19 protein-coding genes are annotated in these 25,216 nt (G+C 53.3%); 12 read left to right on the top strand and 7 right to left on the bottom strand.

Features of this window, described 5'->3' with window-relative positions; genetic code table 11:
• Positions 1 to 105 precede the first annotated feature (105 nt).
• The 8 genes from MFFC18_RS10895 to MFFC18_RS10860 all read left to right on the top strand — a co-directional run bounded on the left by MFFC18_RS10895 (position 106) and on the right by MFFC18_RS10860 (position 10,958).
• Positions 106 to 1,131, top strand: coding sequence for a lipoprotein N-acyltransferase Lnb domain-containing protein (locus MFFC18_RS10895; RefSeq protein ID WP_075086514.1), 1,026 nt, complete (start codon positions 106 to 108; stop codon positions 1,129 to 1,131).
• Between the two features lie 99 nt (positions 1,132 to 1,230).
• Positions 1,231 to 1,974, top strand: coding sequence for a hypothetical protein (locus MFFC18_RS10890; RefSeq protein ID WP_075086515.1), 744 nt, complete (start codon positions 1,231 to 1,233; stop codon positions 1,972 to 1,974).
• An 86-nt stretch (positions 1,975 to 2,060) separates the two neighbouring features.
• The gene (locus MFFC18_RS10885; protein ID WP_238381356.1) at positions 2,061 to 2,510 is read left to right on the top strand and encodes a hypothetical protein; all 450 of its coding nucleotides are present in this window, start codon (positions 2,061 to 2,063) and stop codon (positions 2,508 to 2,510) included.
• Between the two features lie 63 nt (positions 2,511 to 2,573).
• The gene (locus MFFC18_RS10880; RefSeq protein WP_075086516.1) at positions 2,574 to 4,271 is read left to right on the top strand and encodes a hypothetical protein; all 1,698 of its coding nucleotides are present in this window, start codon (positions 2,574 to 2,576) and stop codon (positions 4,269 to 4,271) included.
• A gap of 83 nt (positions 4,272 to 4,354) precedes the next feature.
• A complete protein-coding gene (locus MFFC18_RS10875) occupies positions 4,355 to 4,882 on the top strand; it encodes a sigma-70 family RNA polymerase sigma factor (RefSeq protein ID WP_075086517.1) in 528 nt (175 codons plus the stop codon).
• Positions 4,879 to 6,552 carry a LamG-like jellyroll fold domain-containing protein gene (locus MFFC18_RS10870; RefSeq protein WP_075086563.1) on the top strand — a complete coding sequence of 558 codons (1,674 nt, stop codon included), beginning with the start codon at positions 4,879 to 4,881 and terminating at the stop codon, positions 6,550 to 6,552. The genes MFFC18_RS10875 and MFFC18_RS10870 overlap by 4 nt, the downstream gene beginning before the upstream one ends.
• Positions 6,553 to 6,568: 16 nt before the next feature.
• The gene (locus MFFC18_RS10865; protein ID WP_238381357.1) at positions 6,569 to 9,343 is read left to right on the top strand and encodes a PSD1 and planctomycete cytochrome C domain-containing protein; all 2,775 of its coding nucleotides are present in this window, start codon (positions 6,569 to 6,571) and stop codon (positions 9,341 to 9,343) included.
• 208 nt (positions 9,344 to 9,551) lie between these two features.
• Positions 9,552 to 10,958 (top strand): DUF1501 domain-containing protein, encoded by a 1,407-nt coding sequence (locus tag MFFC18_RS10860; protein WP_075086519.1) that lies wholly within the window; start codon positions 9,552 to 9,554, stop codon positions 10,956 to 10,958.
• A 20-nt stretch (positions 10,959 to 10,978) separates the two neighbouring features.
• Here MFFC18_RS10860 and MFFC18_RS10855 read toward each other — a convergent pair whose 3' ends face one another.
• Together MFFC18_RS10855 and MFFC18_RS10850 are read right to left on the bottom strand one after the other, a co-directional pair.
• The gene (locus MFFC18_RS10855) at positions 10,979 to 12,391 is read right to left on the bottom strand and encodes a sigma-54-dependent transcriptional regulator (protein ID WP_075086520.1); all 1,413 of its coding nucleotides are present in this window, start codon (positions 12,389 to 12,391) and stop codon (positions 10,979 to 10,981) included.
• Between the two features lie 4 nt (positions 12,392 to 12,395).
• Complete coding sequence (locus MFFC18_RS10850) at positions 12,396 to 13,808, bottom strand: sensor histidine kinase (protein ID WP_075086521.1); 1,413 nt, start codon at positions 13,806 to 13,808, stop codon at positions 12,396 to 12,398.
• A gap of 289 nt (positions 13,809 to 14,097) precedes the next feature.
• On the opposite strand from MFFC18_RS10850, the gene MFFC18_RS10845 reads away from it, so the two are divergent.
• The 3 genes from MFFC18_RS10845 to MFFC18_RS10835 all read left to right on the top strand — a co-directional run bounded on the left by MFFC18_RS10845 (position 14,098) and on the right by MFFC18_RS10835 (position 17,292).
• Positions 14,098 to 15,147: a DUF1559 domain-containing protein gene (locus MFFC18_RS10845; RefSeq protein WP_075086522.1), complete on the top strand. Its 1,050-nt coding sequence runs from the start codon at positions 14,098 to 14,100 to the stop codon at positions 15,145 to 15,147.
• Between the two features lie 22 nt (positions 15,148 to 15,169).
• Positions 15,170 to 16,342, top strand: coding sequence for a prenyltransferase/squalene oxidase repeat-containing protein (locus tag MFFC18_RS10840; RefSeq protein ID WP_084417460.1), 1,173 nt, complete (start codon positions 15,170 to 15,172; stop codon positions 16,340 to 16,342).
• 119 nt (positions 16,343 to 16,461) lie between these two features.
• The gene (locus tag MFFC18_RS10835; RefSeq protein WP_075086523.1) at positions 16,462 to 17,292 is read left to right on the top strand and encodes a hypothetical protein; all 831 of its coding nucleotides are present in this window, start codon (positions 16,462 to 16,464) and stop codon (positions 17,290 to 17,292) included.
• 24 nt (positions 17,293 to 17,316) lie between these two features.
• On the opposite strand, the gene MFFC18_RS10830 is transcribed toward MFFC18_RS10835, so the two are convergent.
• Positions 17,317 to 18,375 carry a DMT family transporter gene (locus MFFC18_RS10830; protein WP_202907598.1) on the bottom strand — a complete coding sequence of 353 codons (1,059 nt, stop codon included), beginning with the start codon at positions 18,373 to 18,375 and terminating at the stop codon, positions 17,317 to 17,319.
• Positions 18,376 to 18,606: 231 nt separating this feature from the next.
• On the opposite strand from MFFC18_RS10830, the gene MFFC18_RS10825 reads away from it, so the two are divergent.
• Positions 18,607 to 20,646, top strand: a complete 2,040-nt coding sequence (locus MFFC18_RS10825) for an outer membrane beta-barrel protein (protein ID WP_075086526.1) — start codon at positions 18,607 to 18,609, stop codon at positions 20,644 to 20,646.
• 166 nt (positions 20,647 to 20,812) lie between these two features.
• Here the strand turns inward: MFFC18_RS10825 and MFFC18_RS10820 are convergent, their stop codons facing one another.
• The 4 genes from MFFC18_RS10820 to pilM form a co-directional block, all read right to left on the bottom strand.
• Positions 20,813 to 21,016 carry a hypothetical protein gene (locus tag MFFC18_RS10820; RefSeq protein ID WP_148618809.1) on the bottom strand — a complete coding sequence of 68 codons (204 nt, stop codon included), beginning with the start codon at positions 21,014 to 21,016 and terminating at the stop codon, positions 20,813 to 20,815.
• A 104-nt stretch (positions 21,017 to 21,120) separates the two neighbouring features.
• Positions 21,121 to 22,134 (bottom strand): DUF1559 family PulG-like putative transporter, encoded by a 1,014-nt coding sequence (locus MFFC18_RS10815; RefSeq protein ID WP_075086528.1) that lies wholly within the window; start codon positions 22,132 to 22,134, stop codon positions 21,121 to 21,123.
• Between the two features lie 168 nt (positions 22,135 to 22,302).
• Positions 22,303 to 23,595, bottom strand: coding sequence for a hypothetical protein (locus tag MFFC18_RS10810; protein ID WP_148618808.1), 1,293 nt, complete (start codon positions 23,593 to 23,595; stop codon positions 22,303 to 22,305).
• An 11-nt stretch (positions 23,596 to 23,606) separates the two neighbouring features.
• Positions 23,607 to 25,199: a type IV pilus biogenesis protein PilM gene (gene pilM, locus MFFC18_RS10805; RefSeq protein ID WP_075086530.1), complete on the bottom strand. Its 1,593-nt coding sequence runs from the start codon at positions 25,197 to 25,199 to the stop codon at positions 23,607 to 23,609.
• Between the last annotated feature and the right edge of the window lie 17 nt (positions 25,200 to 25,216).

The raw sequence follows: 25,216 nt of genomic DNA, 5'->3' as shown, positions 1-25,216 counted from the left end.
CATTTGGTTTGCCTGACGATTGGAGTCACAATGTCGACTGGGTGCACTGAGCGTGTCATTCCGGGTACGATTCTACTGTTGTTCAGGTTCCGGATTTCAAAATAAGTGCTGTTCGTCAAACGCCTTCTGATCTCACTTTGCCATGTTCTCGCATGGATCAGTGTGCTTGCCTTTTTCCTGTGGGCCGTCGGAGCAGTTTGGCATTTCGATCTGCTGCCACAGCCAATCAGTTCACCCCTGTCGGTCGCTCTGGTCATCGCCGCTTGCGCATTGTTCGCTCGGCTGAATCCGAAACGAACGTGGCTGACCTTCGCCGGCGCTACCGTGTTCGCGGTCTGGTTGATCTCGCTGTTGCAACAACCGACGCACAATCGTGATTGGATCGCCGGACAAGCGGAACTTTCGCAAGTCGCGTATGAAGGCGATCAGGTTACAATCAAAAAGTTCCGGCACAACGTTTACCGTAGCGCGTCCGACTACGATGTGCATCGCAGCGAACTCAATTTTCGGCTTTCTCAGCTGAGTCGAGTCTGGTTCATCGTGCAGCGATTCTCCGCGAGCGAAGGGTTGGCTCATGTGTTCCTCAGCTTCGAAATCGCTCCGTATGACGGAGGTGCCGCAAGATACTTTTCCGTTTCGGTCGAGATTCGACGCGAACAGGACGAGTCGTTTTCGCCGATCCAGGGCCTCTATCGACGCTACGAATTGAACTACGTTTTTGGTGCCGAACAGGACCTGATCGGAGTCCGTACGGTGATGCGTCCTGACGACCGGGTGTTCATGTATCCGGTCAACGCGACGCCGCAACAGGTTCAGCGTTTGTTCGCACGGATCGCCGACCGTACGAATCAAATTTACGATCGGCCCGAGTTCTATCACACGATGTTGAACAATTGCATGAATGGAATTCTGAGGCACACGGCGAAACTGACTCCGGTGGAAATCAGCTGGTTCGATCCAAAAATAATTCTACCCGGCTACTCCGACCGGTTTGCGTACGAAAAGGGCATCATTGGCTCACGTGAACAGAGTTTTGATTTGCTGCAACAGGCCTGTCGCATCGACGTCAGAGCCCGCGAATTCGGCATTGCCGACGGTTTTTCCGAAGCGATCCGAAAACCGGCGAACTGAGTCCCACGAACCGTGTCTCTCCCTGAACTTCGGTGTCTTTCCTTTAAGTGCAGATCGGAATAAACTTTCGGTAACACTTTAAAACAGAACGGAACCTAGATGAAACAATTTCAGGACGTGTGCGAAGAGCACTACATCAATCTGAATCTGACAACTGAAACCAAATTGCCACAGCAACGTGAATCGGTGATGCACTTTTTTGAGCAACTCCGCAAACGTTATCCAGGCATGCGAAATTTCTACAGCCGCGAAGACGGCGACCATGTTCTCGAAGAAGACAAAGACGGCGGCAGCTATCGTTGGGTCACGCTTGACTCAAAACGACTTTCCAGCGGCTTCATGAAGCCTGAAACATTCGAGATCGGATGCGAGCAACATCTGGCGATTCTCGACGCCGTGCCGCACCAGCTTTCAATCAGTCCGCTTGATTGCGAAACGCTAAATTTGACTTACGGGTTTGAGTTCGCCTACAGCGGAAACCAATATCATTTGCTGGCCAACGCGTTGGGCATTGGAGCGTCTTTCGAGAAAGCACTTGAGATTCCTGGCACAAAGATGGTCAGCCTTGATCCGACCATCCAGTTCTCCCTGGTTCCCGATTGCCGAATTCAGGCTCGTCTTAGCTTCGAGCCACGTACGACGGCCTACCATGTTAAAACGAATGAGTTCCCTGAAGAGAACCTGTCGGTGTTCCTGACGTTGCGGAAATACGGCAGTATCGATTCTGGCGAGACTTACGTTAGTACGTTTCAGGACTTGATGCGGCGTGGACAAAAACTCGTTGACGAGTACCTGATGGAGAACATTCTGGTGCCGCTGCAGACTGCAATTTTGATCGACTGATTCCGATGGTCGCAGTTTTCGGCGATGGCCTGAACCGGTATCGAATCGATCCTGAAACTTCGTTCCCAGGCAATCGTTGAAAGCTGATGCTTCGAATGTTCGTCAAACTGATTCAGATCATTTGGACTTCACCCAACACGCTGATCGGTTTGGTCGTCGGTTCTGCCGGATTGCTTACCGGCGGCAAAGCGCAAATTCGAGAAGGCTGCATCGAGTTCTACGGCGGCGTCGTCGAAAAGTGGCTGGAGGGTTTGAACGTGTTTGGCATGACGCTGGGACACACGATTCTTGGCCAAACAAAAACCGGCTTGCGGATCGTTCGCAAACACGAACAGGTCCACGTCCGGCAGTACGAACGCTGGGGGCCACTTTTCCTTCCGGCCTATCTTGGCTGGTCGGCGTGGCTGTGGATGATCGGCAAGGACTATTACCGGCTCAATCCGTTCGAAGTCGAAGCTTACGCAATCGACGACCCTGCGAATCGAAATGCCGATAGCGACGATTCGGATGACGGCATTGACCAAAGTGATTTTTGAGACCGAATCAGTGTTCGCGAAAAAAAGCACCGGCTACAACTCACTCGGGAAACGTCGCCGCCGATGAAATGGACCGGAAAAACGACCGAAGTCGCAATCGTTTTGCTCGGTGTTTCCATTTTGTGCTTCGCCGTATGGCTGGCAATGGTTTCGGGGGAGTTTGAGTTCGTCGACCCCGGCGTCACGGTTGAATCGAAACAGCTCTTCGAAGTCGCCATGCGAAAGCGGCCCGTGACTTTGGTCGTCGTGGCGATGATGGCCGCGAGCGTGATCTATCTTTGCGCGTGCTGGTGTGCCTCACGTTTGAAATCCCAATCGCGTCGAACGCAGCGATCGCAGCGAACGATGCTGTTCTGGATCGTCGGCCTGGGAGTTCTTTCGCGCGTCGTACTGTTAGGCTCGACGCCGATTCTTGAAATCGATTTATATCGATACCTGTGGGACGGAAACGTCACGATGGCAACCGGCGACCCCTATAAATTCGCTCCGGTAGAGTTCGTGCAATGGAAGTATCCCGCTGGACAAAGAATCAATTTCGCGCGCACTGAATCGGAGACTGAATGGTTGCGGAATTTCGCGCAGCGGCAAGACGAATCGATGCAAGACGTTCTGCGAATCACGGCCCAACACTACGGTCAGTACACATCGCCCTACCCACCCGTCAGTCAATCCGCATTCGCACTTTCGCATCGACTCGCACCGTTTGCGTTCTCCCAAACTTCCCTGAAGTCTCGCGTCTTCGTGCTGAAGACGGTTCTTGTTCTGTTCGACATCGCAACAGGATTCGTGCTGATTCTGATCCTGAGGTCGTTGAAGCTTCCTGAGACGATGAGCATTGTCTGGTTTTGGTCACCCTTGGTATTGAAGGAGTTCGCGAACGGAGGACATTTGGATTCTGTCGCTATCTTTTGCTGCACACTGTTCGTCCTGTTCGCAATCAAACAGCTTCGATCCAGTCGTCCGATGCGTTTCGCCATCGCCGCAGGAATCATGTTGGCCCTCGGTGTCGGCGCCAAAGTCTTTCCTGTCGTGCTGGTTCCTCTGTGGGCCGTCATGACACTGAAGCAATTCGGATGGCGAGCCATGTTTCCTGGCGCGATCTCGCTGCTGATGGTTGTCGCGGTAAACGCTCCGATGCTGATCCGAATCGCAGAATTTCAAAACGCAGAAGTCGGCAGTCTTCCCAAGCCCGGCGTGCTGGCTTTTGCGGAAAGCTGGGAGATGAACGACATGCTATTCATGTTGGTGTTCGAAAATCTGCAGCCGCCTTCATTGGAGGACGGCAGAGAAACGGTGACTCCCTGGTTCGTGTTTACATCATCAAAGTGGCGGGCCACGATGACAAATGAGCTCGCGTTTGCTGCGGCGCGAGCGATCACGACATTGATCTTTGGATTGATCGTTGCGTGGCTTTGCTGGCGAATGATTCTGGCACAGCCAAATGAGCGAGCCCGGATTTTCGCCGAGTCCGTGTTTCTCTGCCTCGCATGGTTCTGGTTTCTTTCACCAACACAGAATCCCTGGTATTGGTGTTGGGCGTTGCCATTCGTTCCGCTGGCTCGGTCACGCGTTTGGTATCTCGTCGGAGCCATGACGCTGCTCTACTACCTGCATTTCCATTTCATCTACTCTGGATCTGACATTGCAGGTTTCCATTATGTGGTGCCGTTTGTTGAATTTGGTTCTGTTATCTTTCTTCTGGCGTTTGACACGGTTTTAAACAGGTTTCTGCCTCGCAAAAAAGCGATACCGGCGCGGTAAATTGCCGTAATTCCAATTTTTGATGTAACCTTGAGAGCCGAAGTGGTAATTGCCTCCACCGACGCACGACCAATGGAACGATCATGGCCCCATCAGAAAAATCCGAGCGATTCGTCAGCCTCCTGACGGAACATCAAAACCGGATTTATGGGTACGTCTATTCTTTGCTGGGCGATCACAGTCGCGCTTCGGATGTGGTGCAGGAAGTCAATCTGACTTTGTGGCGAAAGATCGATGAGTTCGAGGACGATCGACCGTTTCTTCCGTGGGCGTTCGGCGTCGCAAGGTTTCAGGTGCTGGCTCATCTTCGTGATCGCAAACGAGATCGACTGCTTTTGGACGCGGAGCTTGCGGAAAGCCTCAGCGGCCAACTTGAAAAATCGGCGACTCAAATCGATTCCGTTCGCGTCGCGTTGCGTGGCTGCTTGCAAGAACTGAGTCCTTCGAACCGACAGTTGATTGAGGAGCGATATTTTAAAGCTCTGCCTGTCGAGCAAGTTGCCCAGACGTCAGATCGCACTGTTGGCGCGATCAAGGTGGCGCTGCTTCGAATTCGCAGGCAACTAGCGCAATGCGTGCAAAAGCGATCCGCGATGGAGGGCTTGGCATGAATGATTCGCTCCGCGATGAACTTGAATCGCTGTTGTTCGACTGGGACGCTGGAACACTGGGCGACGCCGGGATCGATCGAGTTCGTGAGATCTTGCGATCCGATGAATCAGCCCGCGCCGCTTATCTTCAGCACCAATTGCTCAATGCGGCGATGGGGCTAGACGCGAGTTCAAGACTGGATGCAGATTCGGGAACGATTTCGCAAGTGAGTGAACCTGAGCTCGATTTAGCCAAACAAAACATTCCATCAGCGTTGCCGTCCGATCATTTTTTCCGCGTCAGCCTTTGGGCTGTTGCTGCGACGACGCTGCTTTTCTGTGGCCTACTTGGCCGGTTGGCGTATTTGGAATTTTCCGATAGCGACACTGTTGCCGCGACGGAAGCGATCGAAGAGGTCACTTCTTCGGGCGTCGCTTTGGTGACTCAGTTGGTAGATGTTGAGTTCGAGCCGGATCAGGTGTCTCTCGATGTCGGCGACGCTTTGATGCCCGGACCGATCGCGATCAAATCCGGTTTCGCACAGATTGAGTTCTTTTGTGGCGCGACGCTGATCGTGGAAGGCCCCGCTGAAATTGACCTGAAGTCTTCTGTTTTGGCGAGCGTGACCTCCGGAAAGTTTCGCGCTCAAGTCCCGCCGGCGGCTCGTGGATTTTCAATCGAGGTCGACGACATGAAAGTTGTCGACTTGGGGACCGAGTTTGGACTCGCGGTTACCGAAAACGGAGCTGACATTCAGGTTTTCGATGGCGAAATCGAAGTCCATTCTCCTCAATCAGACAAACGCCTTTTGACGACAGGACAGGCAATCGTTCGCAATTCGGTGGGTGAATTCAGTACCGGAAAGATCACCCCTGATCGCTTCGTTGACATCGCGTCGATGGAGTCACGTGCCGACGGTCAACAGACACAGCGTTACGAAGCGTGGAAAACGTTGTCGAATAGGCTCAGCCGCGATCCGAGAGTGGTTGCGTACTATTCGTTCGATGAACAGGGAGCTTGGGACAGGAAACTACACAGCAGCGTCCGTCCGGACAACGATGAACTGGACGGTGCGATTGTGGGTGCGGGCAAAGTCAACGGGCGTTGGCCAGCGAAATCGGGACTGGAGTTCAAGCGACCAGGCGATCGGGTTCGCGTCCGAATCCCTGGCGAGTTTGATTCGCTTACGTTCGCTTGCTGGGTGAAGATCGACAGCCTGGATCGTTGGTACAACTCGTTGTTCCTGACAGACAACTACAACGAAGGCGAGCCTCACTGGCAGATTCTCGACACCGGTCAGCTGTTCTTTTCTGTGCGACACAAGCCGGATGATCTGAACGGACAACCGATCAAGGGACCGACTCACCAGGAAGTTCTATCGCCACCGTTTTGGAAGCCTTCGATGAGCGGACGTTGGCTCCATTTGGCGACGACTTACGATGCCGATGCTGGCAAAACAACACATTACCTCAATGGCGAACGGATCCACGAAGAAACGATTGCGGATCAATTGGTCGTTAGAGAAACAAGAATTGGCGCTGCGTCGATTGGCAACTGGTCGATTCCGACCAAGCCCGATGCGGAGTTCGCGGTTCGCAATCTGAACGGAAGCATGGATGAGTTCATGATCCTTTCCGATGCGTTGAGCGAAAATGAAATCAGGGAGATTTACGAAAGTGGCAAACCGTAACATGAAACGATCTCAAATGAAACTTTCAGTCAAATTGCTATTCGGCATTTTCGCACTTGCGTTTTTGTTCGCGGAATCTGCGTCAGCCCAGGATGATGCTGATCGTCTGTTCACGCTTCGCGTCCTTCCCGTGATGAAGGAGAAGTGTTTTGGTTGCCATGGGTCGGACCGGGAAGACATCCGCGGCGACTATGACATGCTGACTCGCGAGGCGTTGATCGCCGGGGGAGAAACTGGCGACCCTGCCGTCATTGTCGGCAACGCCCACGAAAGCCCGCTGTATACGGCGATTCTCTGGGAAGACATGGAAATGCCTCCGAAGGAAACCGATCGGTTGTCGGAAGAAGAAACGGAGTATTTCCGCGAGTGGATCGAGGCCGGTGCGCCGTGGCCGAGCGAAGTAGTTCAGCGCGAGATTCAGAAAGAGCTTTGGAAAATTCGCGAGAACGAAGAAGGCATCATTTTTGACCACAGCGGTGGGACGTCAGAAGACTGGACGTATCGTCGCTATCAAAAAGATGAAGTCTGGGCCTTCAGTCCCTTGCAGGAAGTCGAGCCGCAAGCCAGTTCAGCGAACCAGAATCCGATCGACGGTTTCATCAATTCGAAACTTGCCGAAGCCGGACTGTCTGCGGCCAGCAAAGCCGATGCCCGCACTCTGATTCGCCGAGCGACCTACGACCTTACGGGGCTTCCACCGACTCCAGGTGAAACGTCCGACTTTATCCGCGCCACCGAAGCCGATGGCGAAAAAGCCTGGTCGGACCTCGTGGATCGCTTGCTCGACAGCGATCACTACGGCGAACGCTGGGCTCAACATTGGCTGGACGTCGTCCGCTATGCCGATACATCCGGATTCTCGAATGACTACGAGCGTTCAAACGCGTGGCGGTATCGCGACTATGTCATTCGCGCGTTCAACGATGACAAACCGTTCAACGAGTTTGTGATGGAACAACTTGCTGGCGACGAACTTCGCCCGGACGATCCGGAAGCAAAAATTGCGACGGGCATGTTGCGGATGGGTCCATGGGGAACGCAAATGATTCCTCAACCGGAAGCCCGTCAGATTTTCCTGGACGATTTGGTGCACAATGTCGGCCAATCATTTCTGTCGATGCCGATGCGATGCTGCAAGTGCCACGATCATAAATTCGATCCGATGCCGACCCGTGATTACTATCGAATGTACGCCACGTTCGCGACAACACAACCCGCAGAGATCGAAGTCGAATTTCTCCCAGAAGAGAATCTTGAGGGATTCGAGGAAAAGAAAAAGCTGGTCAAGGAACTGCTGGATTACGCGACGGCGAAGAAGAAAGAGATCATTGACAAGCAGGAAGACGCCGCCAAAAAGTGGTATGCCGAACACGACTTGCCGTACAAGAACGAGAAGGAACGGGTCAAGGATCCTGAAGATCAAAAGCCGCCGCGGCATGTCGGTTTGACTCCCGAAGAACAGGGCAAGAAGAAAGTCCGCGAACAGGATGTCTGGATTTGGGAGCGACGGATGGAGCGTTACCAGCCGATGGCTCAAGGCGTCTACAACGGCCAGGATGACTGGAAAAACGGTCGCAAACTCCGCGTCGCCAAAAAGATCAAGAAGAACTGGCGGCCCGAGAACTTTATTCTTGCCGGCGGTGCTCTGGAGGCCAAAGGCGATCCGGTCCAACCTGGCGTACTCAGCCCCGTTGGCTTGCCTGTCGACCCGACGGCTGCTGATCCTTGGGCAATCACGGACAATCTGGAAGGCCGACGTCTGGCGTTCGCGAAGTGGGTTGCTGACGACCGGAATCCGTTGACGGCTCGTTCGATCGTGAACCGAATTTGGCAGTATCACTTCGGGAAAGGCATCGTTAAAACTGCGAACAATTTCGGTGTCAAAGGAGCCAAACCGACGCATCCGGAACTTTTGGACTGGTTAACCAAGGACTTCGTTGAAAACGGATGGAAAATCAAGCGACTCCATCGAATGATCCTGACTTCTGACGTTTACCGTCGTAGCGGCAAACCGGTCGATGCGGAGAAACAGGCGGCCGTTGATCCGGACAACAAACTGCTGGCGACGTGGCAACCGCGGCGGTTGACGGCTGAAGAACTTCGGGACACGACGTTGTTAATCAGTGGCGAGCTGAACCGGGAGATGGGCGGCGTGCCGATCATGCCAGAGATCAACATGGAGGTCGCGTTGCAGCCTCGAATGATCCAGTTCTCGATTGCTCCTGCTCATCAACCTTCGCGAACTCCAGCCGAACGAAACCGCCGCACGATCTACGCCTATCGAGTCCGCGGCCAGGCCGATCCAATGTTGGAGATCATGAACCAGCCGAACCCAAATGAATCTTGCGAGATGCGGGACTCGGCAGCGGTGACTCCTCAGGCATTCACGTTGCTCAACAGCGACACGATGACGGACCGTTCAATTGCGTTGGCGTTGCGTTTGCAAAAAGAGAACAAAGACGACCTTGAGAAGCAGGTTGCTCAAGCGATTCGTCTGGCTTTTAATCGTGCGGCGACGGATCAAGAGAAAGCAAACTTTCTTGCATACCTGAAGGAGATGCAGGATTACCACGCGGAGAACGAGCCTGAAGAGATCAAGTATCCAACTCAGGTGGTTCGGTCGCTGGTCGAAGAGTTTACAGGCGAACCGTTTGAGTTCATTGAGAAGCTGAACGTTTACGAGGACTACATTCCGGATCCGAAACCCTGGACGGTTTCAGCGGAGACTCGTGCGTTGGCGGATCTATGTTTGGTGCTGATGAATTCGAACGAGTTTTTATACGTGTACTAGTAGCTCTCGATACAGCGCGATGTCACGACTTGAGCTGTGTCAAAAATAGACAACGTCAACCACGGACTTGTCTTGCGACGAAAAACCGCGTCAGCCTGCCAAGGACTGACCACGAGGAACAACTTCAATCTTGTGCAAACTGAGTAATCCAAAACCGCGTTAGGTTGCACTGGTTGAACAAAACTACAGACAACATTTAGGTAATATCATGAGCCAACTTAAACGACGCGAATTCCTGTATGGCCTGGGCGCCACTCTTGGTTCAGTCGCAATGACTTCGATGCTTAGCGCCGACGAAACGGCAGCCAAAGCAGCTGTCGAGCAGTCTCCGCTGGCTCCGAAGAAACCGCTGCTCAAACCGCGAGCGAAGAATGTCATCATGCTTTTCATGGAAGGCGGACCTTCGCACATCGACACGTTCGACCCCAAGCCTGACTTGAGTTCGATCCACCTGAAAGAATCTAAGCGTACGGCTGGTTTGGCGACGGGTAAGCGATTTTACGTCGGAAGCCCGTTCAAATCTCGCAAAGTTGGACAGTCCGGCATCGAGATGACGGATCAGTGGAAGTTTCTCGCCGATCCGGAAGTCGCAGACGAGCTCTGCGTTTATCGAGGTTGCAAGGCCGAGTCGCTGAATCACCCGGAAGCGTTGCTGCACATGAACACAGGCAGTCGATTGGGCGGAGATCCAGGGCTTGGTTCGTGGGTGACCTATGGATTGGGTTCGGAAAACCAAAACTTGCCTGGCTATGTCGTTATGACGGAACTGGCGTTGCCGCAAGCCGGACCTGCGAACTGGACGAACGGTTTTCTCCCCGCGTATTATCAGGGAACTCGTTTGCGTTCAAAGGGCTCTCCAATCCTGGACTTGAATCCACCGTCATTCAAGTCGCGTTCGCATCAGCGCAAGGCGCTGGACATGCTGGCCAAACTCAATGCCGACCACGCCGCGCGACACCCGGAACACGCGGACCTGAAAGCTCGCATGGAGAGCTATGAGTTGGCTTACCGAATGCAGATGTCGGTGCCTGGCGTCGTTGATATCAAGAGCGAGCCCGAACATGTACGACAGGCGTATGGGCTGGATCGAAAGGAGACTGCAGAGTTCGGTCGCCAGTGCCTGATGGCGAGGCGACTGGTCGAAAAAGGCGTCCGGTTTGTGCAAATCTTCTCCGGAGGATGGGACAGCCATGACTATCTGGAAAAAGGCCACTCTTCCCGAATCGCGAGTGTCGACCAACCGATCGCGGCGTTGATCAAGGACCTGAAACAACGTGGAATGCTCGAAGACACGCTTGTCGTTTGGACAGGCGAGTTTGGTCGGACTCCTGACAACAACTATCGCGGTGGCGTGACGTCACTTGGTCGAGGCCACAACGCGGACGCCATGAACATGTGGTTCGCAGGCGGTGGGACGAAAGCAGGAACGGTAGTCGGTGCGACGGATGAGATCGGCGCCGAAGCGGTTGACTGTGTGCATCCGATTCGCGACGTGCACATTACGATGTTGCATCTGCTTGGTCTGGACGACAACAAGCTGACTTACTTCCACGGTGGACGCTACAAACAGCTGTCCCAGTTTGGAGGAGAGTTGATCCCGGAGATCATTGCCTGACGGCAAATGCGTTGCGAAAACTAATCGTCACCCTGCATCTCATCAAGCTTCTTCTTGAGGGTCGTTCGATGTATTCCCAGTCGCCGCGACGCAGCTGAATACTGGTTGTCTCCGAGCTTGAAAGCAGTCGGCAGGATCGCTGGGTCGATCACAGAAATGAGTTCCTCATAGAGCAGCTCGATTCGACTGTCATTCCAGTTTTTCCGAGTCCATTCACGGACGAGCGTCTGGATTTTCGTCTCCAGCGAATCGTTCTCCGGCGCGACAAACGCTTTCTCATCCTGACTGACGAGGTGTTCGGCCGACAGGAAGCCGCTTTTTGAAAATGCGGCCGCTCGTTCGACGACGCTCTGGAGTTCGCGAACATTTCCCGGCCATTGGCGATCTTTCAACGCGTCGAGAAAATCAGGAGTTGGCGATACGGAATCGGCCGTCGCAGATTTGCGCAGAAAATGCTCAACCAGTTCGGGAATGTCATCCTTTCGATCTCGCAATGGAGGAAGTCGGACTTCGAACGTTCGCAATCGATAAAGCAAATCGTGTCGGAATTCGCCGTGATTGATCTGAGCCAACAAGTCCTGATGCGTCGCAGAAATCAGGCGAAAGTCCGTTTTAACAGCAGTGTTTGAACCCACTGGGACGACTTCGCCCTGGTCCAGAACCCTCAGTAGTTTGACTTGAATGTCGAGCGACACTTCTGCGATTTCGTCCAGAAACAGAGAGCCACCGTTGGCTTGTTCAACCAGTCCAACGCGCTTCGAATTCGCACCGGTGAAGGCGCCTTCGACGTGTCCGAAGAGCTCGCTCTCGACCAGCGACGGGCTGAGCGCCGCAATGTTCACCGCCACAAACGGTCCTGACGAACGCGAGCCAAACCGGTGAATCGACCTCGCCGTCAGCTCTTTCCCGGTGCCGCTTTCACCGGTAATCAAAACCGGAGCGTCGGATGTCGTCGTCAACGCAATCTGCTTGAACACCTCTTGCATCACCGCGGACGATCCAACCAACCCAATCTCTGGTTCGCCAGATGGTTCGGCAAGATCCTGGGACGGTTCGGAGTAGTCCTGCAAACTGTTGGCGACGATGGCCTGACCAATCGTCGATTTAACCACCTCCAGTTCAAACGGCTTGACGATGTACTCGAATGCCCCTTTTTGAATCGCGCCAATGGCTGTATCCAAATCCCCGAACGCCGTGATAATAATGATCGGGACTTTGCCGAATCGCTTGTGGAACTGCTCGATTGCAGAAAGCCCATCGATGCCGGGCAAGCGAACATCCATGATGATCACGTCAAAACTGGCTGCTTCTGCCAACTCAAGGCCGCGTTCGGCGCTCGACGCCGTCTCGTGCTCAAGCGACATTTGCTCGCAAAGCCTGGCCAACCCCCAGCAAATACTCTCTTCATCGTCGATGATCAGAACGCGTGACATAAATTCAAATCGCCTTTCCCTGGATGGATTCTGCTTCGAAGCGGAAAATCGTCATCCCGTTCTCGCGTGACCAATCAACGTTTCCGCCAGACCTGGCAGCGATCTCTTTCACCAGCGATAGCCCCAAACCGGTTCCTTCTTTGGAACCCGTCACGAAAGGATCGAACATGGTTTCGACAACATTTTCAGGTGGCCCCGCACCATTGTCCGCCACTTGGAAAACGAACCGACCATCTTGCACGAAAAGCTCAACTTCGACGAGCCCACCTCGTGCCGCACTCGACGAAGCCAATCTCTCACTGGCCGCCCGAATGGCGTTGCTGATTAAGTTCATCATCAACTGCTGAGCGTCCTCTTCCGTCATTTCAATGGTTGACTGATCCGATTCACTACGAACCGACAACTCAACATTGAGATGGTCAGCTGATGGGCGAAGCAGAAAGATCACATTCTCGAGGACCGCTTTCGGATTGGACTCGCGTGCAGCCTGAGTTTCGCCAGATTCCGGAGCGTTGGCGAACAACATGAACTTTTTGATGAAGCTGTCCATCAACTCCAGCTGACGCAAGGCGACCAGAAAATTTTCGTCGTCGCCAATCTTCTTTTCCGAGGCCAGCAATTGTATCGCCATCTTGCAACCGGTAGCCGAGTTTCGCAAATGATGAGCCATGCTGCTGCCGAATTGGACCATCGTTCTCAGCCGCTCATTCTTCCGCAACTGCGTCTCGTGATCCTCCAGCTTGACCGCCATCTCGTTGATCGATGTATTGAGGTCCCGGATCTCATCGTTGCGACTGACAGCCGGGATTTGCTGAACGTCTCCTTGAGCGATTTTTCGCACCTGTTGATTGAGAGTCGCCAACGGACGCGTCACCTGATTGGCAAGTGCGAGGCTGAGCAGGACGGCCAACAACATGACAGATGCGGCAATCATCAGCGGCGTTTTACTCGCATCGATCCACACCGATCTGGCAGTTTGGCGAGAGACAAAAATGTGTAGCACTCGGGGCGATGCGGGATTCAATGGATCACGAACATCCGAAATCGATTCGTGATACCACGACCTGTCGCTGTCCTCGATCACGCGAGCCGACGTTGCCTGTTCAGATTCGGTCGTAAGCCCGACACCTTCGCGAGGCAAAGACGGCGATCCGGAAGTCTTTGAAAGTACATTCCCCTTGCCATCGCCAAACGCAAACTCGGCTCCAGAAAGCAGCTTCATGTTCTCAAGAACCGCCGGCGTCAAGGGAAACTTTGTCGTCGACATCAACTCAACGATTCGCGACAACGAATCCAGCTCTGCTTTCCGGTGGGCTGAAATCGTCGAGTGAATACTTGCGTAGGTCAACGAAGCGACTGCCACCAGCAATAGCACGAGCATGCGAATCAGAATCTGATTTTTAAGCGGCCACCGCACGATGACATTCCTCTGACTTCCAATTGTCGATCCAACTGACAGACCGTCGATTCATTCGACAGATCTAGCCCCTATCGCATCAAACACTAGCTAAAACAGCCACGTTTCTCAGGTTTTTGAAACAGGTACACGATTTGCATTTGCGACGTGATGGTTGCCTGTCCGGTCAAGGAAATCAAGTCAGACCGTCCGAGGCAGCACATCGTCGATCGCTGGATCTTGAATCATACTACCCCAACCTTGTCGTTACCAAGAGTAACACAATCATGACGAATTGGAGCAAACGGAAGTGAAACAGAAAAGCAAACTTTCCCACTCAAATCTCAATCCGCGAGGGTTCACGCTGGTTGAGCTGTTGGTTGTGATTGCGATCATCGGCATTCTGATCGGCATGTTGTTGCCGGCTGTACAAATGGTCCGCGAGGCGGCTCGCAGAACTTCCTGCATGAACAACGTGAGGCAGATGGTCCTGTCGGCGTTGAACTACGAATCGGCTCACATGCATTTCCCACCAAGCTTTGAAATAGAGCATGGCACAATCTTGACGGGCAACAATGGATCCTGGTCAATCCACGGCAGGCTGTTGCCGTTCTGCGAACAGGCCAATGCTTACGAACTGGTCGACCTGGACGTGGCCTGGGATGTTCAGATCGACACGGGCGTCCCAACGATGCGAGTCCCGATGTACCAATGTCCAAGCGAAATAAATGACACTGTTCGAATCGACACCTCGACTGGCGCGCCGAAAGTTTACCCGCAGAACTATGGCTTCAATTTTGGATCATGGCTGGCTTACGATCCGGTGAGCCGTAGGACTGGTGACGGACCTTTCTACGTCAACAGCGACCTGCCGATCTCCGCGGTGAGAGACGGAACAAGCAACACAATTTGTGTCTCGGAAGTCAAAGCTTTCACTTCTTATATTCGCAACACGGCCGATCCCGGAGACACGCCGCCGACAGATCCAGCAGCGTTCATGGGATACTCCGGACAGCTCAAACTGGGTCCGGGTCTTCATCAAAACACTGGACACACCGAGTGGTGCGATGGCCGAGTCCACCACTCAGGAATCACAACGGTATTCACACCGAACACGTTCGTTCCCTACGAGTCTGGCGGCCAAACTTACGATATCGATTTCAATTCCGTTCAGGAAGGCAAACGCGACGACCAGGCGACTTACGCGGCGATCACGGCACGCAGCTACCACGCCGGAGGCACCGTCAGCACCGGAATGCTCGATGGTTCAGTCCGGTCTGTGTCCGACTCGGTGGAGCTCGAGGTGTGGCGAGCTATCGGTTCGGTAGCGGGCGGCGAAGTCTTTGATTCGAATTTTTAGAAACATCAATCAGGAAAGTCAGATGAACAAATTAGGGATTGTCTCCGGGCTGGCGTTGATGCTCGCGGTACTCGCGACGAACGCTCAGGCTCAAGATTCAGCAACGGATTCGACAGCTGAGAAACAGACGAACACGGAAGAGCTTCGGCAACAAATCGTGGCCAAGGGGCTCAAGTATTTCTCCGAGAAAGGCCAAGCCGAAAACGGATCGTTTACGGAAAAGGCGGGAGCCGGGATTACAGCTTTGGCAGTGACTTCTGCACTCCGCAACGGCCTTTCTGTTGACGACCCGATGGTTGCCAAAGGGCTTGAAGCGCTCAACGGTTTCGTCAAACCTGATGGAGGAATCTACGGAGGCGGACGGCTGAAAAACTACGAAACTTGCGTTGCCGTCGTCGCTCTGTCGCTCGCAAACGATTCTGGGAAGTACAACAAAACGCTGGCCAATGCTCAGGCATTTCTAAAGGGGCTTCAGGTTGACGGAGCAGATCGAAAGCCAGACGACCCGTGGTATGGAGGCGTCGGCTACGGCGGTTCGGGACGTCCCGATCTTTCCAACACCGCGTACTTTGTGGAAGCACTTATTGCGACTGGAGCGGACGAGGACGACGAATCGATTCAGCGTGCGATCACCTTCATCAGTCGCTGCCAGAATTTGGAAGGGCATGGCAACGACACTCGATTTGCTGACTTGGTGAAGGACGGTGGTTTCTACTATTCGATCCCAACAGAATCCAGCGACGCGTCCAGTGAAACAGAGCGTATTACTGCCAATGGTGGTTTGCGAAGCTATGGATCGATGACGTATTCCGGCTTCAAGAGCATGATTTATGCAGGGCTTACCAAAGAAAATCCTCGTGTCGAGGCAGCCACGACGTGGATCGAGAACACCTACTCGGTTGAGAAGAATCCGGGGATGGGAACCGCTGGTTTGTTTTACTACTTTCACACGTTCAGCTCTGCCTTGAATGCTGCCGGCATGGAGAAAGTCGTCGACAAGGATGGGGAAGCCCACGATTGGCGCGCGGATTTGATCACTCAATTGGCCGAACTCCAAAACGACGACGGGTCCTGGACAAACGAAGACCGTCGCTGGTTTGAAAACGATCCAAACCTCTCGACCGGTTTCGCGCTGTTGGCGCTTTCCTACTGCAAACCTGCAGCGGAAACGCCTGCGACAGACGCGGGGAAATAGAGATTGATTTGTAGTTTGCGAGATTAGCCAAACCGAGGCGCTGCGAATGAAAGCTTGAAAGCTGATGACTTGCTCGCGTTTCACAGCTGTCTGTTTGAGGTTGTTAAAAGTTGTCTGCAATGTCCGACTGTCACAAAACTTTGCGATCGCCAGGAAGCTGGTGGAGCGGTCAACTCGGCCGGTTCACGGCGCATCCGTTCTGGCTGTCGTCGATCAACTTTGCGGCAGCAACGATTGTGGTGTGCTGGTTGTTTCTCGACGGTCGATTTGAAGCGTCGGTTGACTGGTGGCGTTTCGCAAGTGAGGCCAACAGTAGCGACATCCAGATTCGAGACATGGGAGACTGGTGGTGGCTATCGCTTCGCAACAAAGCGGTCTTGGCGATTGGCTTCGTGGCTGGCATCTCCACGATCCTGATGCTGGTCGGACTTTGGGTCGGAGCCACGAAAAGCCGCACTCTTCAAGCGTGGTTCGTTGCGATTTCCGTGCTCGCGATATGGCTTGCCGTCTTGCCGAACTGGCAGGAGATTGCCTGGACTGGGAAGAAGTTTCGCATGCAAGGAACGCTGTTCGAATTCTCTTCCATCGTCGACGACCTCCACAGCAGTTGGCCAGCGACCGATGGCGAACGTGAAACCATCGGACCGTTTATGGCTTACCCAGAAGGCGATCCAGGCACTTTGATTTTGTTGACTTTGCCGGAACTGGAAACCGCTTCGTTTTCTTTTTCGGCGATTGAAGGTGGCGTGGACCGGACCGTTCGATTCGAACTGGTCGGACGTGAACGTGGTGACTGGCTCGAATGGCATCCGACGAACGACTCGCCCGGCGACTTCATCAGTGGGATTGGTGAAGTCTACCAGGTGGCCAGACACGAACAGCTATCCAACCATTGGCACCTGGTTCGCTACCGCTCCGGCTCTAATCGTGCTGATGTTTCAGTGCGCTAATGTAGGGAAATCTGAAGCGAAATCTCAATCGCGTTTCATGTTGATCGAGATGTAGATGACTCCTACGATCACGCACAACGTTCCGAGAAGTTGCGCAGTTGTGAAGGACTCTCCAAGAAAAATTGACGCAAGGACAATGGTCGACACGGGTCCAACGCCTCCAATAACGGCGGCGTTCGTGGCTCCGATTCGCTTGATTCCCTCTGAAATCAGGAAGGACGGCACCACGGTCGCGAAGATCGCCATCGCAAATCCCAACCAGTAGACTTCCGGCGGGTAAGACCACAAATCCGTAACGGTCTCGGTCAGCGCGAAGTGCACGACGACACAAGCTGTTGATACCAACATGGCAATCGAGGTAAACCGCCACACTCCCATTTTCGGAATCAGCTCTCCACTACCGACCAGGTAAATGGCATAGGTTACTGCAGAAAGAAAAACCAGGAACACGCCCAACGGTACGTTCGTCGCGACGCCTCCGGAGCCTCCAAACCGTATCGCGACGAAGATTCCGACGTAGCAGATCACAACCGCGATCGCCTGGTGAACGGTAATTCGCTTCCTTGCAAAGACAGCGCTGATCAAAAGCACGATGGTGGGATACGAGTACAGGATAACGCGTTCGAGGCTGGCTGAGATAAACTTTAATCCGTAGAAGTCGAAGAAGCTTGCCAGGTAATAGCCAACGACGCCGAGCACCGAAATTCGTATCCACGGCGTTGGCTCTCGTCCAGGAATGTGTTGATCTCGCTCCTTCACGGACAGCCATACCAGGACCGCTGCATAGAACGGCATCGCGAAAACCATCCGCAGCAACAATAGTGGCACGGGTTCGATACCGTAGGGCATGGCCAGCTTTACCAGAATCGCCTTGGTCGAAAAAAGAACCGCCCCGGTGAAAACGATGCCACTCGCCATCGCGACTTGTCGCATGGAAAACGCTCGCTTCGTTTCGCCGGACGTTGCAGCCGTCGTGTCTGATTGCGCTGCTACCACTGCCAACGCCGAATCCGAAAGCCCGTTCAGCGTGGGTTTTGCGGTGTCGGAAGCTGACTTTTCTGTGGATCGATTCCCTGAAGACATGTTTTCCTGCGGTGAGGTTGCGATCGATTTTGATCGTTGCTGACAAGCCAACGCTAGCAAAAACTCACCTTCGTCCAGCGGCAGTATTCGACGGACTCTTGAGCCGCATTGCCGACCCAATCGGAAAATCTTGCCAAATCCAACGATTCAAACTGGATAAACTTTGCCGATTTTGACGATATCGAGAACTGAATGGAGTGCGTGAAGTTTGCGCTTTAAGGTTTGGAAACAATGGTTAACAGTAATTTTTCGACGAGCCAAGTGCAACGGTGGGCGAAGATCATCGTCGCTGTCGTTGTCAGCGTAAGCGCCGTCAGCCTGCCCGCGATGGCTCAGAAACCGTATTACAACAATACGTACAAGATCTATCCGCAATCGCATTCGTCGAGGGTCGCTCGCGCAAGCGGTCGCGCAAATGGCTTGCCGAATCAACCGGTGACGGCAAGGCCACAACCTTTCAACGTGGATGTTGTTGATCCTCCTGCTCCTTTTCCAACGTTGGACATTACTGACGCGCCGCTTGAAAACCAATCGGGGCAATTCAGCAATCTTTCGAAAGCATTTGCGGCGAACGAGCCGGCAAAGGTCACTCATTCTGGCCGCATTCAGGACATCTTCGGCGAGAATTCTCAGGATCAAATTTTCGGCGAACAGGAATCGACGCCACAGGAAACTGTACCAGTAAACCCATTTGAAAAACTCGACCCGGTAGTTCCGCCAACGACAACTCAGGACCCAACACCACTCCCACCGAATCCTTTCGGAGAAATGACTCCTCGCGAAGATCAATCGCAAGAGCCAACAACACCGATTCAAAATCCGTTCAACGAACTTCCTCAGGATCCGACACCGAATACGCCTCCGATGGACACTGATCCGCGAGGTTCGAATCAGATTGAACCGCGTCTACCTCCGGGAAGCGAGTTCACTCCGGATCCGGGACAGATCAATCCTAACCCACCCATTCCCGGCGAAGAGCCAAGACCGCGTGACGATGAACCGGGCAATGTTTCAGGCAACGATGAGCCGAGAGAGACTGAGTCACCGGACTTGACCGACCAGAAAGAACCCGGCGAACTTCCGGACACATCGGAGCGTTCCGTTTTCGATTCAAAGGAACCGGACGAAAAAGATTTGGCGCCGGTTCCCGCTCCGCGATCGTCTCATGTGTATTTGCCGGCTCGTGATCCTACGGATTACGTTCAGTCGCAAGACGCGAAAAAAGGCGCGGTTCCTCCAGGATACGATCCGCGGATGATGCCGAACAATCCATACGCCAACCTGCCTGGCCCCTACGGCTATGGAGCTCGGCCAGGCTATCCGCCACAGCCTTCTTACCCAGGGTATCCGCCGCAGCCTCCTTATCCGGGCTACGTGCCTCCGTATCCAAACGCGATGCCCCAGATGCCCTACGGCGGCCAGTGCGGTCCGGGCTGCACTCCAACTCAACTTTGTAACAGCTGCAACAATTGCAATTCAACTTCGATCGCATCCAGCGGTTGCGGCGGGTGCAATCAGTGCAATTCGTGTTGCGGAACTGGATCCCGTCCGACACTTGTCGGCGAAGACATCGGAAATCGCATCGTGGAGACGGCAACCGTCGATGAATGTGGCGATGCAGCCTACGTTGATGTCGTAAGCGACTGCGACAACGTTTGCACGAATTTCGCCAGTTGCTACATAGGACTGTTCGGTGGCTGGTCTGACTTGAATGACTTCACGACACGGGGCGAACTCGGTACTGGAGTTTACTTTGAAGACGCGGGCTATCTGTTCGGATTCACCGTCGGGCAATTTCAAGGTCGCAATCTGCGTACCGAACTTGAGCTGAGCTATCGCAACATCAACATCAATGGTTTGCAACTCGATGGCGTCTCGGGATCAGAGTTTACCAGCGTCGCGGGAGACTTTGGAACGTTTGCGGGGATGCTGAACGGATACTGGGAATTCGTGGACTTCGGTTCTGAGAAAATTAAACCGTATGTCGGTGGCGGCGTGGGCTTCGCACTGGCGCGACCTGATTTGATCCAGTCGAACGGTGTCGAGGCGGTCATCAACGATGACGAATCAAGCTTCGCGTGGCAGTGGATGGCCGGACTGAACTACAAAGCTTCGCCAACTCTCGACGCGTTTGTTGAGTATCGCTATTTCACAGCGGACTCATTCCGACTTGATACGCAATTGCCTGAAGTGGCAGGAGTTGGCAACGGTTCCGGGCCGTTTGACTATCGCTCCAGTACCGTACTGTTCGGTATGAGGGCGCGATTCTAGTCACCAACTTGCCGGGCGGTCAGGAACGGTGTTCAGTGCAAGACTCTCATTTGCGACGCGGAATACTCTGCATTTCAAATGCATTTTTACCGCACCGCCATGGCCGCAGGAATTCCTGAGGCCACGGCAAAGCAGTTAGTCAGCCGACAGTTTATCGACTGGTTATTTAGCGGTTGGCTTTGGGAGCACTCGGAATACGAGACTCGCCCCCTTCTTTGCCACGAGTCGACGGCGGAACGTTAGGCACGCGATCCATCGTTGATTCATCCGGATCTGACGGCCCGCAACCAGTGACAACGGTAGCGGATAAAAGCATGGCTGCAACGAATAGCCAGGAAACAGCGGAACGCATTTTCGTTTGATTGTTCATTTTGCCCCGGAAAGTGGAGTCCAAAAAAAACCGGATCGAGTCAAGCACTCGACCCGGCGTTTGTAACGTTCGGAAACTAAAAGATTGAGTCACCGAAAACAGTCTTAAGGTTGCTCAGCGACTTCACCGCCAGCACGAGTCGAAAGCTTTTCCAAAATGGTAGGCTCGTAACCAGTGCTGCCGTTGTTGCCGCGATCGACTTCGTAACTCATGAAACGAACACTGCCGTCGGCAAATGCCCATGATCCACCACCGGGATGTGAACTCCAGTAGTGAAAACGGTGCAGGTTGTCAGGATCGATCGCTTCGCCCGGACGGAAGAAATCAGTCTCGTATCCGCTTGGATCCGAGCCCCAATCAACTGCGATACGCTCGTGAACGCCAAGCACGACGTCCGCTTCCCCCAACGCATTGTCGCCAGCACCAGCCCACTGCCATCCGTATTCCAAATCGTAGGACGCGGTGCGTTCTCCGATCAGCAAAGTGTTGGATGAACCGTCGGAGATGTGCCCGAAACCGATCTTTGAGTTGCAGTAAATAATTCCGTCCTGGCCTTCGGTTTCGGAATAACTGTCACGCCCGCTGACTGCCAGATAGGAAGTAACCGCCGCTTCGTTTCCTGTTCCGTCGTCCCAGGCATCCCCAGATCGAGATTCAGAAGGGCAGGAATAGGAAGGAACACTGATCCCGTTGATCGTCTTCCCATTCGGCTGATACTGCCACCACGGCCACGCCTTGAGATCTGCCAGGTTGTAGACGTTGCCTTGCTCCATGAATGGAGCCACACGCATCATCCAACTCCAGAACGGACCTCTGTTTGGATAGGAAAAGTCATTGTTCGGATCGATGTAGCCGCCCGGCGCGGCATCGACCTCATAAAAATACCAATTGTGATTGATAATGTGCCCCGCAGGAAATTCCATGTGGGAGCTCTCGTAGTTGTGCAAAGCCAAACAACTTTGCTTGAGATTGTTCGCGCAAGTTATTCTTCTTGCTGCCTCGCGAACCTGTTGAACTGCCGGCAATAGCATACCGATCAGAATGCCGATGATCGCGATCACGACCAAAAGCTCGACAAGCGTAAAAGCAAAACGCTTACCAGAAAGTGGAGTCTTCATCTAATACACCCCTGTATTAAGAAAGAATTAATACTCCGAGAATAGCAGAAAGATTTTGCCGCGTAAAACGAATGGGGGGTATTCCACACGACGCGTAGCGATACCGTTAAACAGAACTTAGTGGAAAAGTAAACGGTTTAACGGATGGGAAATGCAAGCTCTAGGCCGTTACAATGCCTTTAAGGGATCGGCGAGGCTGCGTCCACTTTCAAAAGTTTTTTCGTCGCCGTCGACTTCGAACGTCACCAGATTTTTACTAACCTCGATAACCGTCCAGGTCAAACCGTCAATGTCTACCGTATCGCCAGCCGCCAACTTGTGAGACTCCGACTTGATCTGATTGAACAACATCACGACCCAACGCCCGTCGCCTCCTGACATCAAACCGCGAACGTAAGTGTGTTCAGCAAACTCGATCGGCTTTGGAGGATCCTTGGGCTTTTCAACTTCCTTGACTTCAGGCGCGACAAATGAAATCGTGAAGTTGATCTCGTCACTTTTTGACGGGAGTCCATCATCAACGACCCGCATCGAAACCGGAATTCGAACAGGTTTGGTTTGCTTTGGAATACGCAACCTCATTTTGCGATACGACGCCGTCCGCGGTTGATCTCCAAGCACGACTTTCACGTTCGAGTCATCGCCGCTTTTTTCGATCAGCTCAAACGCCAACAAATCATCAGCGTCCGCATCAGCGGCTTCGATTTGAACGGTTTCGTACTTACCCTCTGCATCCTTTTCGGATGCAGCAATTGTGAACTCCAGGTCCGAACGCTTCGGTTTCTCGAACGAAGGCAGATTGTTGGCGGGACCGAAAATGTTACGCGACAGAATGTTCCGCGTGTAGTCGTCAGCGGCAGGCAATTCCCGACGCCAAACTGGAAATTCAACAATGTTGACCGGTCCGTCGACGAGTGACAGAGTCTCGATTTCAACTTCCATCTGAAGCTCACCCGTGAGAATGGGATCTTTGCCACGATTGGATTTCGTTACAGGCTTAATAGTCAGCTTGTTGATTCGATGCAGGTGATCGGCCGAGTAAAATCCATGCAGGAAAGCCACCAACTGTTGCAACGTGCCTCGGGGTTTGACCGTGAATGCGTTTCTGGTCGCAACGGCTTCTCCTTCGTAGGCGATTTCGCCGCCTTCCTTGAATCGCACGCCGTCGTAAGACATGCCGGATTCTTTCAGTACAAGGTCGTCCAACCAGGTCTTGTAGATACTTCGAGCACGACTGGTCCCAACCGGCAGGCTAACTTTTCGATAGTATCCCTGTCGTTGGGATGCAGCCATACCACGCATCTTTTTGGTTTCCTGCGCTTCGACCTGAGCAGTCAAGTCATCGATTTCTTCTTCGTTTCCTTCATAGCGATCCATGAACCACAGGAACGCGAAAAACAGAATGAAAATCGGCGCGAGTGAACCGACGACCAGAGCAAGTGTTTTTTCTCTTGAAGACATGTTTTCAAACATCAGTTCACACTCCCTTCGGCATCCGAATTCGCTTCGGCATCAACTTCAGAATCGGCATCGGATTCACCGTCCACAGCCGCTTCATCGTTCAAGCTGCGACGATTTTTGTGGAAATCAGACACGTGCTTATCAAGTGCCTTGAGCCATTCCACCCCCTTCCGCTGCACGACCAGGGAATTGCCAAACGTATACGGATACTCACTGTCGCCTTCCAAAGAAACATCCGCTTTGGTCGGCGTCACCAGATAGGGTCTCAACTCCAACGCCTCAAACAGCTTCCGATCCTGGTCGTTGCTAACGATCTTTCCGGAGACTTCGACGATCGGTACGTTTCGCCGAACTGCGGCATTGAAACTGGAAACCATGGCTTCGTCGGCCGTCAGGAATCGCTTGCTCATTTCGTCAAGCTCGTCGAGCCATTGAACGTTGGCTTTTTCCCAGTCATCGATCATTCCCGTGCGACCGAGAATCGAATCCATACTGGGCCGGTTGGAGTCACCTTCATTGAACTTGATGGCGTCCACCAGATCCTGTTGAAGCTGAGCAATCTCTGCTGATTGACTGCTGAGCGTCCACCATGCGAAAGCGATGGTCATCAACGCTGCAAGACCAGCAAGTGATCCGTAGATCAACCAGCGACTTCGATCGACAACGACTTCTTCTCGCCGGCTGGGATTGAGAAAGTCAATCGCCGGAGTCCGGTCGTGTCCATGATGCAGCAAACTGCCAAGCAATGGAGAGAACTGCCACGGAGACGCGACGTCGCCTTTCGCTTGACCGATTCGACCGAGTCCATCGAATGGATTGACGACGTCGACGCCAATCTTCAATCGTTCGCTCAAATCGCCAACGAGATGTTTGTTCGTTTTTTCGTCGTCCAGCAAAATCATGTTGGAGACTGCCGTACCGCCGAGCTGACGTTTTGAGGACGCCAATGTGCGGCGAACCTCACTCAGCAACAAACGGTTCCGCTGATCAGAATTTTGGTCGGCAGGCATTCGAATCGATCGCGTCGAAACGGTCTGATTACCTTTCGTGACCACAATGTCAGTGAACTCATCGCCGGGATTGACGACCAGTCGTGCGGCATCATCTGAAATTTGGCTGTTGAGCAAATCCATGATGGCGAACGGTCGCAGCACCAATTGTTTCAACTTGAGGCCAGTCGGCTCGATGATCTTTTCGACTCGTTCACGAACGGCAGGCGCGATTGCCGAAGCGAGCACGCGACGGGGCAAGCCTGGATCCGTATCCAACGAAACGTAGTCCAACAACCAACGGTCGCTGAAAGATGCGAAATCACTTTTCGCTTTGAACATCACCATGTCCGGAAGCTCGTCATCCGGAGCCGGCGGCAACTCGATCTCTCTGAGTTCGCTCTGCGATCGGGACAGCACAACGACGGCGTCATTCCGCGTCAGTCCGTTATCCTGAACGACCTGTTTGAGTTTCTCGCCAATCGCTTCGTCGGTTAGACCTGATTCGATTGGGATTTCAATCGCATGCGAAATTTCCAGGGGTCGCGTCGTGGCCTTGCGACCTGCAACCAGCAGAATTCGATTCGGATTGATTTCGATAGCGACGATAGACATGTCAATCTGGGCGGGTA

This window comes from Mariniblastus fucicola (assembly GCF_008087665.1).
In the GTDB taxonomy this organism is placed as follows: Bacteria; Planctomycetota; Planctomycetia; order Pirellulales; family Pirellulaceae; genus Mariniblastus; species Mariniblastus fucicola.
Note: the sequence above shows the minus strand (reverse complement) of the source record. Positions and strands in the feature narration are given on the sequence as shown.